General features: G+C 73.0%; 13 protein-coding genes. 6 read left to right on the top strand and 7 right to left on the bottom strand.

Translation table 11 applies throughout. The features are described 5' to 3' along the window. Positions 1 to 148: 148 nt before the first annotated feature. Positions 149 to 793 (top strand): PAS domain S-box protein, encoded by a 645-nt coding sequence (locus QOL88_RS36055; RefSeq protein ID WP_097222410.1) that lies wholly within the window; start codon positions 149 to 151, stop codon positions 791 to 793. On the opposite strand, the gene QOL88_RS36050 is transcribed toward QOL88_RS36055, so the two are convergent. Beyond that, complete coding sequence (locus tag QOL88_RS36050; protein ID WP_097222409.1) at positions 733 to 1,647, bottom strand: DUF3626 domain-containing protein; 915 nt, start codon at positions 1,645 to 1,647, stop codon at positions 733 to 735. The genes QOL88_RS36055 and QOL88_RS36050 overlap by 61 nt on opposite strands. Positions 1,648 to 1,731: 84 nt before the next feature. Between QOL88_RS36050 and QOL88_RS36045 the strand changes: the two genes are divergently transcribed. From QOL88_RS36045 to QOL88_RS36030, 4 genes are all read left to right on the top strand, one after another. Further along, on the top strand, positions 1,732 to 2,226 hold the full coding sequence (locus QOL88_RS36045) for an FBP domain-containing protein (RefSeq protein ID WP_097222408.1): 495 nt from the start codon (positions 1,732 to 1,734) through the stop codon (positions 2,224 to 2,226). Between the two features lie 110 nt (positions 2,227 to 2,336). Further along, a complete protein-coding gene (locus QOL88_RS36040; protein WP_097222407.1) occupies positions 2,337 to 3,590 on the top strand; it encodes an FUSC family protein in 1,254 nt (417 codons plus the stop codon). A 46-nt stretch (positions 3,591 to 3,636) separates the two neighbouring features. Beyond that, a complete protein-coding gene (locus tag QOL88_RS36035) occupies positions 3,637 to 4,749 on the top strand; it encodes a hypothetical protein (RefSeq protein WP_097222406.1) in 1,113 nt (370 codons plus the stop codon). Between the two features lie 178 nt (positions 4,750 to 4,927). Then, complete coding sequence (locus tag QOL88_RS36030) at positions 4,928 to 6,109, top strand: lactonase family protein (RefSeq protein ID WP_097222405.1); 1,182 nt, start codon at positions 4,928 to 4,930, stop codon at positions 6,107 to 6,109. On the opposite strand, the gene QOL88_RS36025 is transcribed toward QOL88_RS36030, so the two are convergent. Together QOL88_RS36025 and QOL88_RS36020 are read right to left on the bottom strand one after the other, a co-directional pair. Beyond that, on the bottom strand, positions 6,077 to 6,805 hold the full coding sequence (locus tag QOL88_RS36025) for a DUF2470 domain-containing protein (protein WP_097222404.1): 729 nt from the start codon (positions 6,803 to 6,805) through the stop codon (positions 6,077 to 6,079). The two genes, QOL88_RS36030 and QOL88_RS36025, sit on opposite strands and share 33 nt — an antisense overlap. An 85-nt stretch (positions 6,806 to 6,890) precedes the next feature. Further along, positions 6,891 to 7,499: a TetR/AcrR family transcriptional regulator gene (locus QOL88_RS36020; protein WP_097222403.1), complete on the bottom strand. Its 609-nt coding sequence runs from the start codon at positions 7,497 to 7,499 to the stop codon at positions 6,891 to 6,893. Positions 7,500 to 7,608: 109 nt separating this feature from the next. On the opposite strand from QOL88_RS36020, the gene QOL88_RS36015 reads away from it, so the two are divergent. Next, positions 7,609 to 9,105 carry a cytochrome P450 gene (locus tag QOL88_RS36015; protein ID WP_097222402.1) on the top strand — a complete coding sequence of 499 codons (1,497 nt, stop codon included), beginning with the start codon at positions 7,609 to 7,611 and terminating at the stop codon, positions 9,103 to 9,105. Here the strand turns inward: QOL88_RS36015 and QOL88_RS36010 are convergent. Genes QOL88_RS36010 through QOL88_RS35995 form a run of 4 tightly spaced genes read right to left on the bottom strand, consistent with a single transcriptional unit; the run spans position 9,067 to position 12,971 of the window. Beyond that, a complete protein-coding gene (locus QOL88_RS36010) occupies positions 9,067 to 9,897 on the bottom strand; it encodes a pentapeptide repeat-containing protein (RefSeq protein WP_097223341.1) in 831 nt (276 codons plus the stop codon). The two genes, QOL88_RS36015 and QOL88_RS36010, sit on opposite strands and share 39 nt — an antisense overlap. Positions 9,898 to 9,939: 42 nt before the next feature. After that, entirely contained in the window at positions 9,940 to 10,851 is a 912-nt protein-coding gene (sigJ, locus tag QOL88_RS36005) for an RNA polymerase sigma factor SigJ (protein WP_097222401.1), read from the bottom strand. Between the two features lie 33 nt (positions 10,852 to 10,884). After that, positions 10,885 to 11,619: a PIG-L deacetylase family protein gene (locus QOL88_RS36000; RefSeq protein WP_097222400.1), complete on the bottom strand. Its 735-nt coding sequence runs from the start codon at positions 11,617 to 11,619 to the stop codon at positions 10,885 to 10,887. A gap of 50 nt (positions 11,620 to 11,669) precedes the next feature. Beyond that, positions 11,670 to 12,971, bottom strand: coding sequence for an alpha/beta fold hydrolase (locus QOL88_RS35995; protein ID WP_097222399.1), 1,302 nt, complete (start codon positions 12,969 to 12,971; stop codon positions 11,670 to 11,672). Positions 12,972 to 13,429: the final 458 nt, after the last annotated feature.

The raw sequence follows: 13,429 nt of genomic DNA, 5'->3' as shown, positions 1-13,429 counted from the left end.
CGGCAACTGCCTTTCGCGGTACGGAAGTACTGTGCTCCAGCGTGATCCACCGGGCCCGGGAGGCGGTGCCGCGGCCCTACATGATTGTGTAGTGCGAGCAGATGCGCCGCTCTTGCGCGGGAGCGGCCCGGCGTGGCAGGAGAGGCTCGTGGACCTGGCCCGGCAGGAGGCCGTGACGTGGCGCAACCGCGCCCTGCTGCTGTTCGACCGGGTCGCGATGCCGGTCGCGGTGTGCGACGTGTACGGGGCGGTGCTGCTGGCCAATCCGGCGATGGCCGCGGAGTGCGGTACGACGCCGGGGCGGCTGCGCGGCCGGGACGTGCTGGATCTGTTCAGTCCGCGGGAGGCCACGCAGGTGGAGCGCATCGCCGAGGCCCTGCGGCTGCGCCACCGCTCGCGCTACCAGGTGTCGGTGCGCTGGCAGGCCCCCGGCGGCGTGCGGCGCTCCGGTGAGCTGACGGCGGATCCGGTCAGCGACACGGTGGAGGACACCCCGGCCCTGCTGGTGATGCTCCGGGTGGACGCCGAACGCGATCCCTCCCCCGCCGCGCCCGCCGGACAGGCCCGGGTCACACCGATGGAGGCCCGCGTCCTGGCACTGCTGGCCGCCGGCGCCACAACGGCCCGGGCCGCCCGCGAAACGGCTCTCACCACGGACGGCGTGACCTACCACCTGCGCCGCCTGTCGTCCCGCTGGGGCGCGTCCAACCGCACGGAACTGGTGGCCCGGGCCTATGCGCTGGGGGTGCTGACCCCCGGGGTGTGGCCGCCGGAGGTCTCGGGCCCCGAGTAGGCCGTGCCCGCCCCCTCCGGGGCGCCGAAGCGGGCGAGGGTGTGCCAGACCATCTTGAGGTCCTGCAGTTCGTAACGGCGGGTGCGCACGGCATCGCCGATGACCCGGGGGTCGACCAGGCCCTCCCGTGCGATCCGGGCACCCAGCTCGGCGTACTCGGGGCCGCGGTAGGACGCGCGGTGCCGCAGCTCGGCCACGGAGAGCCGGTAGCCGGGGTGCCACTCGACAGGGCAGGGCAGCGACCGGGCCGCCGCCTCGACGGGCGTGCCGCGGTAGCAGGCGTCCAGCACGAGCGCCTCCACGTCCCGGGCGAGGTCGACACCGCCGTGCACATGGGCCTCGACGTAATCGTTCAGGGCGTCCCGCTCTTCCGCCTCGGCCAACGCGATCAGCGACATCCCCGCCGCGATGCCGAAGTCGGCCGGCTCGGCGGCGCTGTCGGGGTAGCAGAAGGTGGCGCGGGCCAGGACCGCGGGCCGCAGCCGGAAGTGCGAGGAGCCGAAACGGGGTGCCGCGCCGACCACTTGCCGGCGGAAGTTCAGGGCGCCGTACACGGGCCTCTCGTGCCCGGCCGCCGTGTCGTAGGCTCCGCCGAAGATCCGGCTCTCCCATCGCCACCGGTCGCCGCCGGGGTGGGCGGTGAGGCCGCCGTTCCCGGTGCCAGTGACGAACTGCGAGTGGTAGGCGCCGTCGCGTGCCAGGGCCGTGAGGATCGGCCGACCGCGCGCCATGCGATCCGGATGGAAGTTCAGCGTGATGTGCAGGCGCGGGTCGATGGCGGGTCCCGCCGAGCGCGCCGCCACATGGCGCAGCGCCGCCCGGGCGCGCGAAGAGACGACCTCCCGGAAATCCACTGGCTCCCCCTCGTTGCCGGTGTTTACCCTGAATCAGAAACCTAGGGCCCCTAGGTTTTGGACGCGACGACCAGGAGCCCTCCTATGAGATCACTGACCGAACACGACATCCGCAACTCCTTTGTCAACTGCTCCAAGGGCGAGGCCAAGCGCCTGGCTGTGCCCCGGGACCTCGGCGAGCGTCCCTGGGGTGATCTCGACTTCCTCGGGTGGCGGGACCCGGGGGCGCCCGACCGGAGCTATCTGGTGACCGAGCGGGCAGGGCGGCTCGTCGGCGTGTCGATGCGGTTCCAGGCCGCGCAGCGCGGGTTCCTGCACCGCAGCATGTGTTCGCTGTGCCTGACGACGCACCCGCGGGGCGGGGTCGCGCTGATGACGGCACGGAAGGCGGGGGCCGCCGGGCGCGAGGGCAACTCCGTCGGGGCGTACATGTGCACCGACCTCGCCTGCTCCCTGTACATCCGCGGGAAGAAGGCGCTCGAGGCCGGGTCCCGGTTCGAGGAGAGCCTCACCGTCGAGGAGCAGATCGAGCGGACCACGGGCCATCTGGCCGCCTTCCTCGACAAGGTGTACGCCTGATCCCCTCGGTCGCCCGTGGTTTGCCCCGGCGCTAACGTCCTTCATGAGCGTCCTTCATGGATGTGTTCGACGGATGCGTTCGATGCGCCGGGAAGGGGAACAGCCCGAGGATGCGAGAGGTACGTGAGTGGACGGCGCACGCCGAGCGGATCGTGAGGAAGCGTCGTGATCCCGTGGTCGTCCAGACGCTGCGGTCCGCGACGGCGGCGACGATCGCCTACGTCATCGCGCTGCGCCTGAGCCCCGAGCCGGCCCCTCTCACCGCTCCCCTGACGGCGCTGCTGGTCGTCCAGGTGACGCTGTACGCCACCATCACCAACGGCTTCCGGCGGGTGAACGCCGTGGTGACCGGCGTCCTCGTCGCCATCGCGTTCAGCCTGCTGGTGGGCCTGACCTGGTGGAGCCTTGCCATGCTCCTGCTGGCCTCGCTGGTGGTGGGGCGGCTGGTCCGGGTGGAGGAGTACGTACCGGAGGTCGCGATCAGCGCGATGCTCGTCCTCGGCGTGACCAGCGTCGGCGACTATGCCTGGGCCCGGGTGGTGGAGACCCTGATCGGCGCGTCCGTCGGGCTCGCCTGCAATCTGCTGCTGTCTCCGCCGGTGTGGGTGGAGGAAGCGGGCCAGTCGATCGACGGTCTGGCGCGCCGGCTGCGGCAGCTGATGCTGCGCATGGGCGAGGAGGCCGCGGGCGGCACGCCCGTGGACCGCGCGGAGAGGCAGCTGCACGAGGCGCGCCGGCTGGACCACGACATCGTCGAGGTGGACGCGGCCCTGCGGCAGGCCGAGGACAGTCTGCGGCTCAACCCGCGGGTGCAGGACAGCGTGCTGCACCGGGTCGTGATGCGCACCGGCCTGGACACGCTGGAGATCTGCACGGTCGTCCTGCGGGTGCTCGCCCGCTCCCTCACCGACCTCGCGAAGGAACGGGCCCCCGAGCCGCTGTTCGAGGCCGAGACGGGCGCCGCCCTGGAACAGCTGCTGTCCGAGATCGCCGACGCCGTGGTGAGCTTCGCGGTGCTGGTCACCACGCACCTCAGCGCGAGCGCCGAGTCGGCGGAGGAGCGCCTCGCCGCCGAACTGCACACGGCCGCGGGCACCCGCGACAAGCTGGCCCTGCTGCTGCGCGAGGAGGCCGAGCGCGACCCCGCGCACTGGCAGCTGCCGGGAGCCGTCCTGACCGAGGTCAACCGCATCCTCGACGAGCTCGACACCGAGCACCGCACCCGGCGGCTGTTCGAGGAGCTGGACCGCGTGTCCGGTGAGCAGCGTGCCCGGATGCCCCGTCTGACGCGGCTGCGGGAGCGGCTGGGCGTCACGGAACAGCTGTGGCGGAACCGCGCGGGGTTCGACGGGCGTTCTCGCTGAGGGGAACGCCGGCAGGGGGCCGGCACCGGATGCGAGGAGCGGGCCGATGGCCGACACGACCGTGCGGATCGACGGGAACACACTGCGGCTGCCGGGCGGGGTGGCGGTGCGGTTCATTCGCACCCTGCGCCTGCCGGAGACCGGTACGCATCCGCTGCCGCCGGGCCTCGGGGAGTTCCCGGTGCGCCGGGTCGCCGACTACGCGGACAGGGTTCCCGAGGCGTGGCGGGCGCGTGGCGGTGTGATGCTGCCGGTGTATCTGCGCGAGGCGATGTGGCTGAGCTTCGCGGGCACCTCGGAGCCCGCCGCGCTCCAGGTCGGCGTCGGCAAGGTCTGCGCGGTCTCGGGCCGGCCCTGGAGCGACCGCCCGGCCCGCGACCCGCAGAACTATGTGGTGCTCCCCCGCCAGCCCTGGCTGGACGGCATCAACTCCGGCACGGGCACGGTCCGGCAGTTCGTGGCCGTCCCGCTCGGCCTGGGCGCCACCGTCGAGGGGCAGGTCACGGGCGAGGAGGTGTGGGGCGGCGTGCAGCTGCAGTCCTTCGCGCTGAACGACCGGGCACTGGCACGGTGGCGTGAGGAGGAGCGGCGGCGGCAGGTGACCCCGGCGCCCGCGCCGCCGGGCGGCTACGGCGCCGCGATGCCGGCCGCGTTCGGCAGCCCCGCGGCCGGTGGCTACGGTCCGCCCGCGGCCGGTGGCTACGGCGCCGCGATGCCGATGGCGGCGCCGCCCCCCGGAGCCGCGCCCTCGGCACCGGCGAGTGCTCCGCGCGCGGCCGCCGCGATGGGTCTGGGCGTCGGTGGCTCCATGCGGCAGGAGGTCTACCAGGACGAGCGGCCGCTCTCGGACTGGTCGGAGCAGCCGGCGGGCCGGGTCTTCGTGCACCTGGTGACGCCGCCGGAGTGGCGCCGCATCACCGGCGAGGCCGCACCGCCGTCGCCGGTGGACCGGGCCGCGTACACAAGGGCGGGCCTTCCCTGGTTCGACTACTACGACGAGGAGGCGGAGGACCTGGCCCCCACGGACACGCTCCGCTCCGTGAAGCCGGTCGGCGACTGGCTCGGTGACGACCACGAGCCCTGGCAGCCGCCCACACCGGGACAGACGCAGCAGCTCAAGGACGCCCCGGGCAAGCCGGTCGAGGACGGGGACTGGTAACCGGCTCGGGGCAGGTCGCGGCCGGGGAGGACCGCCCCGGGGAGTGTCGCGGACGGGGCGTCGGGCCCGCCGCGACGAACCGCACCGCGCGCAACACCCCTGCCGTTGTTGCACGCGGGGGCCGGGAAACGCCAGGGTGGCTGTCACGACGGGGACGAGTGACGACCTGAGGGGCGACATGGGCAATGGTGGCTGGAGCAGGCGCCGATTCGTCGGCGCACTGGCGGGCGGGACCGCGGCGGCGGCACTGCCGGCCTGTGACAACACACCCGCGACGACTGCGACCACGTCTCCGGAGCCGAGCACGTCACGGGAGGCTCACCGCCCCTCAGGACCCCGCCCCCTCTACCTCGGCACCTACACGTCCGTCGAGGGTGGCGGCAAAGGCATCGGGCTGGCCACGTACGACACGGCGACGGGCCGGATCAGCGGCGCCGGCACGATCCCCGGTGTCGGCGACCCGTCGTACCTCGCGATCCACCCGGACCGCGGCACGCTGTACGCGGTGGACGAGCGCGGCGACGGCGCGGTGACCGCCGTACGGCTGTCCGACCGGAAGGTGCTGGGCAGCCGGAGCACCGGTGGGGCGGGGCCCTGTCACCTGTCGGTGCATCCGGGCGGGCGCTGGCTGCTCAGCGCGAACTACGGCTCGGGCAGTGTGGCGGTGCACCCCATCGACGCCTCGGGCTCTCTCGGCGAGCGCACCGACCTCGTCCGGCACACCAGCCCGCCACCCGGCCCCGGCCAGGAGGGCCCGCACGCCCACCAGTTCGTCACGAGCCCGGACGGTGGCCATGTCCTCGCCGTCGATCTGGGCACGGACACCGTCTACACGTACCGGCTGGACGAGAAGGCGGGCACGCTCACCGAGGTCGCACAGGCGCACACCCGGCCGGGCGCGGGCCCGCGCCACCTCACGTTCCACCCGGACGGCCGGTACGCCTACCTCGCCAACGAGGCCGACAACACCGTCGCGGTCTGCTCGTACGACAAGGCCTCCGGCCGGGTGACCGTCGGCGAGGCGCAGTCCACGGGCACGGGTTCCGGCACGAGTTACCCGGCGCAGATCCTGGTGACCGCCGACGGCCGCCACGCCTATCTCGCCAACCGCGGTCACAACAGCCTCACCCGCTACGCCGTCGAGGCGGACGGCGCCCGGCTGCGGCTGCTCGACACGGTGCCGGTGGGCGGGGACTTCCCTCGGCAGATCGCCTTCTCGCCGGAGGGCACGCTGCTGTTCGCGGCGAACCAGAAGTCCTCCACCGTCACCGTCTTCCACGTGGACGAGGCGAACGGCGCACTGCGGCGCGCGGGAGAATCGTTCCCCTCACCCGTCGCCGTCTGTGCGCTGCCGTTGTAGGGCCCGCGGGCACGACGCGGCGGTGGCCTGGCTGAGCAGGATGTGCATGCGTTCGGTGAGCTGCGCGACGTCGTCCGCGGGGGCGTGGAAGGCGAGGCGTACGTCGCCGTGGGTGCGGGCCCGTTCGATGCGCAGCGTCAGTCCGTGCCGGTCGACGGCGAGCGGCTGGACGCGGACCGCGCCGTGCAGGCTGTCGGAGTCGACGAGCCGGGTGAGCCGCTCGACGGCGTCGGCGTGGCAGTCGGCGAGATGGGTGAGCAGCCGGGCCTCTGCCGTGGTGAGCGGGTCGGGCACGGCGGCGGCGAACTCGTCGAGGTCGACGACCACGGAGCCGGACGGCTGCCGCAGCACGACCCGCGTGGGCGTGAAGGCGAGCCGCTCCCCCTCGACCGCGAACCAGCCCGCGAGCCACAGCCGGGAGCGGATCCGGTTACGGACCGGGGCGGGCGCGACGTCGGCGAACTCCAGCACGGCGGACGGCTCTCCGCGGGGCGCGCAGATCGCGGCCGCGAGCAGGGCACTGTCCTCCGGCACCTCGACGAGCACCCGGCCGTCCTCGCCCACGGTGTGCGCGCCGACCAGTTCCTCCCGCGTGCCCTCCGCCGTCACGGAGCAGGACCACGCGGCGGCGAGCACCGAACGCGCCCGCTCCGCCGCGGCGGGAGCCGCCGTCCAGCTGTGGCTGTCGTCACCCATCCCAGACCTCCTTAGGTAAGCCTCACCTAACTTATCGAAGATCGGGGTGTCCGCCAACCACGTCACGTGCTCTTTTCGAGACCTTTCAGGGTGTGAGGACGCCGAGCAGGGCGCGCGTACACAGCTCGCGCACCTGCTCCCGCCCCAACTCCGTACCGCGCAGCCACTCCAGGCAGACGGCCGTGGTGAACGCCAGCCAGCCGCGCACGGCCAGCCGGACCTCCGGCCGCTCCTCGAAGGCGGGGCCGAACTCGGGGTCCGCGGCGAGCGCGGCGAGGATCTGCCGCTCCTGCGCGGCCAGGGCGCGCTGGTAGACCCGCCGGACCGCCTGGTCCCCGGCCGCGTCGGCGCGGTGGAAGGCCCGGTAGCCGTGCGCGTGTGCCTGCACGTACTCCAGGAACGTCTCCAGGCCGGCCGCGAGTTGTTCGCGGACCGGCACGCCGGGCACCGCCGCCGTCATGCGCAGCATGCGCTCGCTCTCGCGCTCGACGACCGCCGCGAAGAAGTCCCGCTTGGTCGGGAAGTAGTGGTACAGCAGCCCTCGTGACACCCCGGCGATCTCGGCGACCTGCTCGATCCACACGTCGTCGTAGGGACTCTCCGAGAACAGCCGCGCCCCGACCGACAGGAGCTGCTCCCGGCGCTCCTCGGTGCTGAGCCGGCGGCGCGTGCGCCCGCCCTGGTTCGCGGCCATGCCCGCACTTTACTTGACGTCGGTTCAACAACCGGATCAGACTGAAACCGCGCTATTGAACCCACGTACAACAGTGCGAACCCGCCGCCGGATCAAGGGAGATCGCGTCATGACCCAGGCGCCGATACGGACCGGGGAGCCCAAGGGTTTCCGGAGTGCCGAGCTGGGCTGGCCGGAGCTGGACCGCATCCCGCATCCGCCGCGCCGGATCCCCCTCCTCGGCGACGTGGTGGGCGTGAACCGGAGCACTCCCCTGCAGGACTCGCTGCGCTACGCCCGCCGACTGGGGCCGGTGTTCCGGCGGAAGGCGTTCGGCAAGGAGTTCGTGTTCGTGTGGGGTGCGCGGCACGTGGCCGACCTCGCGGACGAGTCGCGGTTCGCCAAGCACGTGGGGCTCGGCGTGGCCAATCTGCGGCCGGTCGCCGGGGACGGCCTGTTCACGGCGTACAACCACGAGCCGAACTGGCAACTGGCCCACGAGGTCCTCGCGCCGGGGTTCAGCCGCGACGCCATGGCCGGCTACCACCCGATGATGCTGGATGTCGCCCGGCGGCTGACGGAGCACTGGGACCGGGCGGCGGCGACGGGCCGGGCGGTGGACGTGCCCGGCGACATGACCAAGCTGACGCTGGAGACGATCGCGCGCACCGGCTTCGGGCACGACTTCGGTTCGTTCGAGCGCTCCCGGCCGCATCCCTTCGTGACCGCGATGGTGGGCACGCTGACCTACGCGCAGCGGCTCAACACCGTGCCCTTCCCGCTGGCTCCCCTGCTGCTGCGGAGCGCGACCCGCCGCAACGCGGCCGACATCGCCCACCTCAACCACACGGTCGACGAACTGGTCCGGGCCCGGCGCGCCACCGGCGGCGGCGACGGCGACCTGCTCGACCGCATGCTGGAGACCGCCCACCCCGACACCGGGGAACGGCTGGCGCCGCAGAACGTCCGCCGCCAGGTCATCACCTTCCTCGTCGCCGGGCACGAGACGACCTCGGGCGCGCTCTCCTTCGCCCTGCACTACCTCGCCCGCCACCCCGAGATCGCGGCCAGGGCCCGCGCGGAGGTGGACCGGGTGTGGGGAGACACGGCCGAGCCCGCCTACGAGCAGGTGGCCCGGCTGCGCTACGTCCGCCGGGTGCTGGACGAGTCGCTGCGGCTGTGGCCCACCGCGCCCGCGTTCTCCCGGGAGGCCCGACAGGACACGGTGCTGGCCGGGGAGCACCCGATGCGACGCGGGGCCTGGGCGCTGGTGCTGACGCCGATGCTGCACCGGGACCCCGAGGTGTGGGGCGCGGACGCCGAGCGGTTCGACCCCGACCGCTTCGACGCGCAGGCCGTACGGTCCCGGCCGCCGCACACCTTCAAGCCGTTCGGGACGGGCGCGCGGGCATGCATCGGCCGCCAGTTCGCGCTGCACGAGGCCACGCTGGTGCTCGGGCTGCTGCTGCGGCGCTACGAGCTCCGGGCCGACCCCGCCTACCGACTGCGCGTGACGGAACGGCTGACGCTGATGCCGGAGGGCCTCAGGCTGCGGCCGGAGCGCCGCACCGCGGTGCCGGAGCCGGCCTCAGACCTGCGCTGTCCAGTGCCCGGGGCGGGTGACTGACCCGGGCAGCCGGGTCCCGGCACTCCCCCGGGCCGCGTTCAGCTGCGGCTGGGTGAGGAAGAACGCCCCGGTCAGGTCGGCGTCCGTGAGGTCCGCGTCGCGCAGGTCGGCACCGATCAGGTCCGCGCCCCGCAGGTCCGCGCCGGTGAGGTCGGCGGCGATGAGATAGGCGCCGCGCAGACTGGCACCGCGCAGGTCGGCGCCCTTGAGGCGGGCGCCCATGAGGTCCGCGCCCCGGCGGTCCTTCCTGCGGCCCTTGGTGCCGGCCCTGGCCAGCTCGCTCGTCCTCAGCAGCAGGACGTTGACCTCCTGGCGGTGCGCCGCCACGTCCAGCCCGGCGAGCTCCTCAGGGGTCCCGCCGGTCAGCTCCTCGGTCTTCTCCAGGGCCTCGCGCAGCTCGGCGTGGACGGGACGGGCCGCGGGCAGGGCGAGCGCCTCGGTCAGGTACCACAGCAGTTCGTGCAGCTGCCGGACCACCGGGAACACCTCGAACATGCCGCGGGCCCGCTCCGGCGACCCGGTCCGCCAGTCCTGCCCGCCGAAGGTGATCTGCGAGACCTGCTGCCCGGCGCCGAAGCAGTCGTACACCGTGCAGCCGGTGAATCCCTTCTGCCGGAGCCTGGCGTGGATGCCGCAGCGGTGGTCCTCGCGGAGATTGCGGCAGGGCGTGCCGGCGGCCTTGTCGACCGCGAAGTCGGCCGAGGCCGAGAAGGGCAGGGCGACACAGCACAGCCCGAAACACCGCTCGCAGTCGCCGCGCAGTTCCGCCCGCTCGGCCTGATGATCTCGCATGCGGTTCAGCATACGAAACGACACGTCATCGGTCGGGTGCGGTCACCCCTCGCCCCCGGGCACCTCCAGACGCTCCAGCCGCTCGGGGTCGGCCAGGATGTACATGTCGGTGATGCGCCCGTCGGCGATCGTCACACCCATGACCGACTCGATACGGCCCTCCGGCGCGTTGATCATTCCGACCGAGCCGTTGACCAGCACCAGCTCCGCGGACAACGTGAACGGGGCGAACATGAGCGCCTGCTCCGCCACCGCCTTCGCGCCCTGGACCAGCTTGGAGGCGGCCGCTCCCCGCACGAGGGCTCCCGAGTCGGCCCGCAGCAGCACATCCGGATGGAGGACGGCCACCAGCGCCTCGAAGTCCCCGGCGCGCGAGGCGGCCAGGAAGGCGTCGAGCACCTGCTTCTGCCGGCCGAGGTCCGGCTCGTTCGACGGCGTCGCGCCGCGCACCCGGCGCCGGGCGCGGCTCGCCAGCTGCCGGGTCGCGGCGGCGCTGCGCTCCACGATCGGCGCGATGTCGTCGAACGGCACGGCGAACATGTCGTGCAGCACGAACGTGAGCCGCTCGTCGGGCGCCAGGTTCTCCAGCACGACGAGCAGGGCCAGGCCCACCGAGTCGGCCTGGAGCACCTCCTCGGCCGGGTCGATGTGTGACAGGGGCCGGAGCACCGGGTCCGGGACGAAGGCCCCCACGGTGTCCTGGGTGTCGCCCATCGGCTCCTCGCGGCGGGCGGTGCGCGAGCGCAGCATGTCCAGGCAGACCCGGCCGGTCACCGTGGTCAGCCAGCCGCCGAGGTTCTGGATGTCGTCCGTGTCGGTGCGGCTGAGCTTCAGCCATGCCTCCTGGACGGCGTCCTCCGCCTCGGAGAGCGATCCGAGCATGCGGTAGGCCACCGCCTTGAGGTGTCCGCGGTGTTCCTCGAACCGGTGCGCCAGTTCCTCGCTGCCTGTCATGGTCTCCCCCGTCGTCTGCCGGTCAATCGCTGATCATCTGCTGAACAGTTCGAACGCCACCGCCGGCCGGCCCCCGAACCGCTCCCCCGTCCTCTCGGCGTGCTGCGTGAGGAAACCGCGCACGTACGTCTCCGGGTCCTCACTGGTCAACACCTCGATGTAGGTGCGGTGTTCCAGCAGGGAGCGCACCGCCCGCTCCAGGCCGGGCGTCGCGTCGGCGGCGTGCGTGGGGGTGCTGGAACCCGCGACGGCGACCCAGCGCACGCCGTCCCAGGGGTCGAGGCCCTGCTCGACGAGCTCGGGGAAGATCCACCGGTTGCCGGCGTCCCCGGCCGCGTCCAGCGTGGCCCGGCCCACGGCCACGTGGTCCGGGGTGTTCCAGGCGACACCGCCCCAGGTGTCGCGGTGGTTGAGCGTGATGACCAGCTCGGGCCGGTGCCGGCGGATGGCGGCGGCGATGTCCCGGCGCAGGGCGGTGCCGTACTCGATGACCCCGTCCTTGTGGTCGAGGAACTCCACCTCCGACACTCCGACCACCGCCGCGCTCGCCCGCTGCTCCCGCTCCCGCAGCGGCCCGCACCGCGCGGGCTCGATGGTGTCGATGCCCGCCTCTCCCCGGGTCGCGAGCACATAGGCGACCTCACGGCCCCCGTCCGTCCAGGCCGCGATCGCCGCCGAGCAGCCGTACTCGAGGTCGTCCGGGTGGGCCACGACCGCGAGGGCACGCCGCCAGTCGTCGGGCATGGGCTGCAGTTGAGTGGTCGTCATGTCCGCAGACTAGTCCGCGCCGCCGACATCACCGGGCGTACGGCACGGCATCACGCTTCACCCCGGACGAGCGCCAGCAGCCGGTCGAGGACGCGGGGGCCGCCGGTGCGGATGCCGTCGTGCTCGAACTCGTCCGTGATCCAGGTGCGCAGGCCCCGGATCGTACGGGCGGTGCGCAGGGAGTGGGCCGTGTCGACGTACATGTCGTCGTGGTAGACGGCCGCCACCACCGGCACCGTGTTGGCGGCGAGGCGGGCGGGGTCGTACAGGGGCGTCCAGTCGGTGCGGGCGGCGAGCAGGTCGGCGGTCTCGCGCAGCGGGCGCAGCGCCGGGTCGCAGTCGAACATCCAAGGGTGAATCGATTCTCCGGTGAACAGCAGAGGCTCGTCGCCCGCGAGCGCCTTGGCGGCGTCGAACTGCGGGAACTCGGCGCGGACCCGCTCGGCGGACCAGGCCGTGGGCCGCTCGTCCTGGCCGTAGATCGACTCGTGGACCAGGGCGTACAGCGGGTGGCGGGCGTAGGAGAGCATGGACTGCGCCTGCTCCTGGAACGCGTCGGAGAGCGTGGAGCCCTGCGGGGTGCGGACGAAGGCGTTCTCCAGGAGGTAGTGCAGGCGGTGGGTGCCGTCGCCGGTGCCGAGGGCGATGCCGAGGGACTGGAAGGCCTCGACGGTGAGCCGGTAGCCGTTCGGCAGCACCACCTCGTGGTGCAGCAGGTGCTCGGCGATGCGGCGGGCGCGCTCGGCGTCCTGCGGGTAGCGGGCGTAGTGGGCGGCGACCTTGCGTTCGATGCGCGGGAAGGCGGCCCGGTAGACGTCGTCGGCGTGGGCGTCCAGGGAGGGCAGACCGCCGGTGATCACGGCCGTTGCCAGGCCCTCGGGCGCCAGGGACAGGTAGCTGGTGACGCAGAAGCCGCCGAAGCTCTGGCCGAGGACGGTCCAGGGCTTGCCGCCGGTGAGCTCGGCGCGGATGGCCTCGCAGTCGCGGACGATCGCGTCGGCACGGAAGTGCGTGAGGTAGCCGGCCTGCTCGGCGGGGCCGCCGCGCAGCGGGAGCGTCTGGCGGTTGGCGGGTGTGCTGTGGCCGGTGCCGCGCTGGTCGAGCAGCAGGACGCGGTACTCCTTCAGGGCCCGGCCGAGCCAGCCCGGCCGGCCGACGGAGCGGTCCGCGCCGAACCCGGGGCCGCCCTGGAGGTAGAGCAGCCACGGCAGGTCCTGGTGCGTCTTGTCGCTCGCGACGACCTCGCGGGCGTACAGCTCGATCGTCTCGCCCCCGGGACGGTCGTGGTCGAGGGGGACGGTGAAGCGGCGGTCGGTGAGGACGACTCCGGGCTGGCGGTAGCTGGCGGTCAACAGGGCTCCCGGGACGGACGGATTTTCGGGCCGCGTCCCAGTTCATCACAGCGATCGTGCGCGGGTGAGCCGTTCGATCATGAAACCTTGCTGAACGGCCGTTCAGGCCTGGACCGTGCATCGAAGCCCACCGCTCGCCGAAGGGCGTCAGCAGGGGGCAGGCGAAGGCCCCGACTGGTTCGGGGGAACCCCAGCCGGGGCCGATCGAGAGTGGGCGCGAAGGGCGGTCGCCTCGCGGCGGGGGCTCCATGAGGCTTCAGCCGAACGATCGTCCTCATGGGCTGAAGGTGAGGCCCGGGGACACAGTTCCCTTCACGTCCACATAGGGGTCAACGATGAAGCCCCCTCGAATGTTCCCTGGGAGCGGCTTATACCGGGACTTTCCGGATGCTCGTGTGAGCGGGTCCGGTGACGGCGCCTGTCGCGCGGTTCCCGGCGCGATCAGGTAATCAGGAACG

Origin of the sequence: Streptomyces sp. Ag82_O1-12, assembly GCF_900182715.1 — a bacterium.
Classification (GTDB): domain Bacteria; phylum Actinomycetota; class Actinomycetes; order Streptomycetales; family Streptomycetaceae; genus Streptomyces; species Streptomyces massasporeus.
The sequence above is the reverse complement of the archived record's forward strand: the minus strand, read 5'-3'. Positions and strand labels throughout refer to the sequence as shown.

What these genes read in the sequence shown, in the direction of transcription:
- QOL88_RS36020 (WP_097222403.1), bottom strand. Translation starts at nt 7,499, where the DNA reads ATGGCCGCGAACCAGGGCGGGCGCACGCGCCGCCGGCTCAGCACCGAG.
- QOL88_RS36045 (WP_097222408.1), top strand. Translation starts at nt 1,732, where the DNA reads ATGAGATCACTGACCGAACACGACATCCGCAACTCCTTTGTCAACTGC.
- QOL88_RS36015 (WP_097222402.1), top strand. Translation starts at nt 7,609, where the DNA reads ATGACCCAGGCGCCGATACGGACCGGGGAGCCCAAGGGTTTCCGGAGT.
- QOL88_RS36025 (WP_097222404.1), bottom strand. Translation starts at nt 6,805, where the DNA reads ATGGGTGACGACAGCCACAGCTGGACGGCGGCTCCCGCCGCGGCGGAG.
- QOL88_RS36040 (WP_097222407.1), top strand. Translation starts at nt 2,337, where the DNA reads ATGCGAGAGGTACGTGAGTGGACGGCGCACGCCGAGCGGATCGTGAGG.
- QOL88_RS36000 (WP_097222400.1), bottom strand. Translation starts at nt 11,619, where the DNA reads ATGACGACCACTCAACTGCAGCCCATGCCCGACGACTGGCGGCGTGCC.
- QOL88_RS36030 (WP_097222405.1), top strand. Translation starts at nt 4,928, where the DNA reads ATGGGCAATGGTGGCTGGAGCAGGCGCCGATTCGTCGGCGCACTGGCG.
- QOL88_RS36010 (WP_097223341.1), bottom strand. Translation starts at nt 9,897, where the DNA reads ATGCGAGATCATCAGGCCGAGCGGGCGGAACTGCGCGGCGACTGCGAG.
- QOL88_RS36035 (WP_097222406.1), top strand. Translation starts at nt 3,637, where the DNA reads ATGGCCGACACGACCGTGCGGATCGACGGGAACACACTGCGGCTGCCG.
- sigJ (WP_097222401.1), bottom strand. Translation starts at nt 10,851, where the DNA reads ATGACAGGCAGCGAGGAACTGGCGCACCGGTTCGAGGAACACCGCGGA.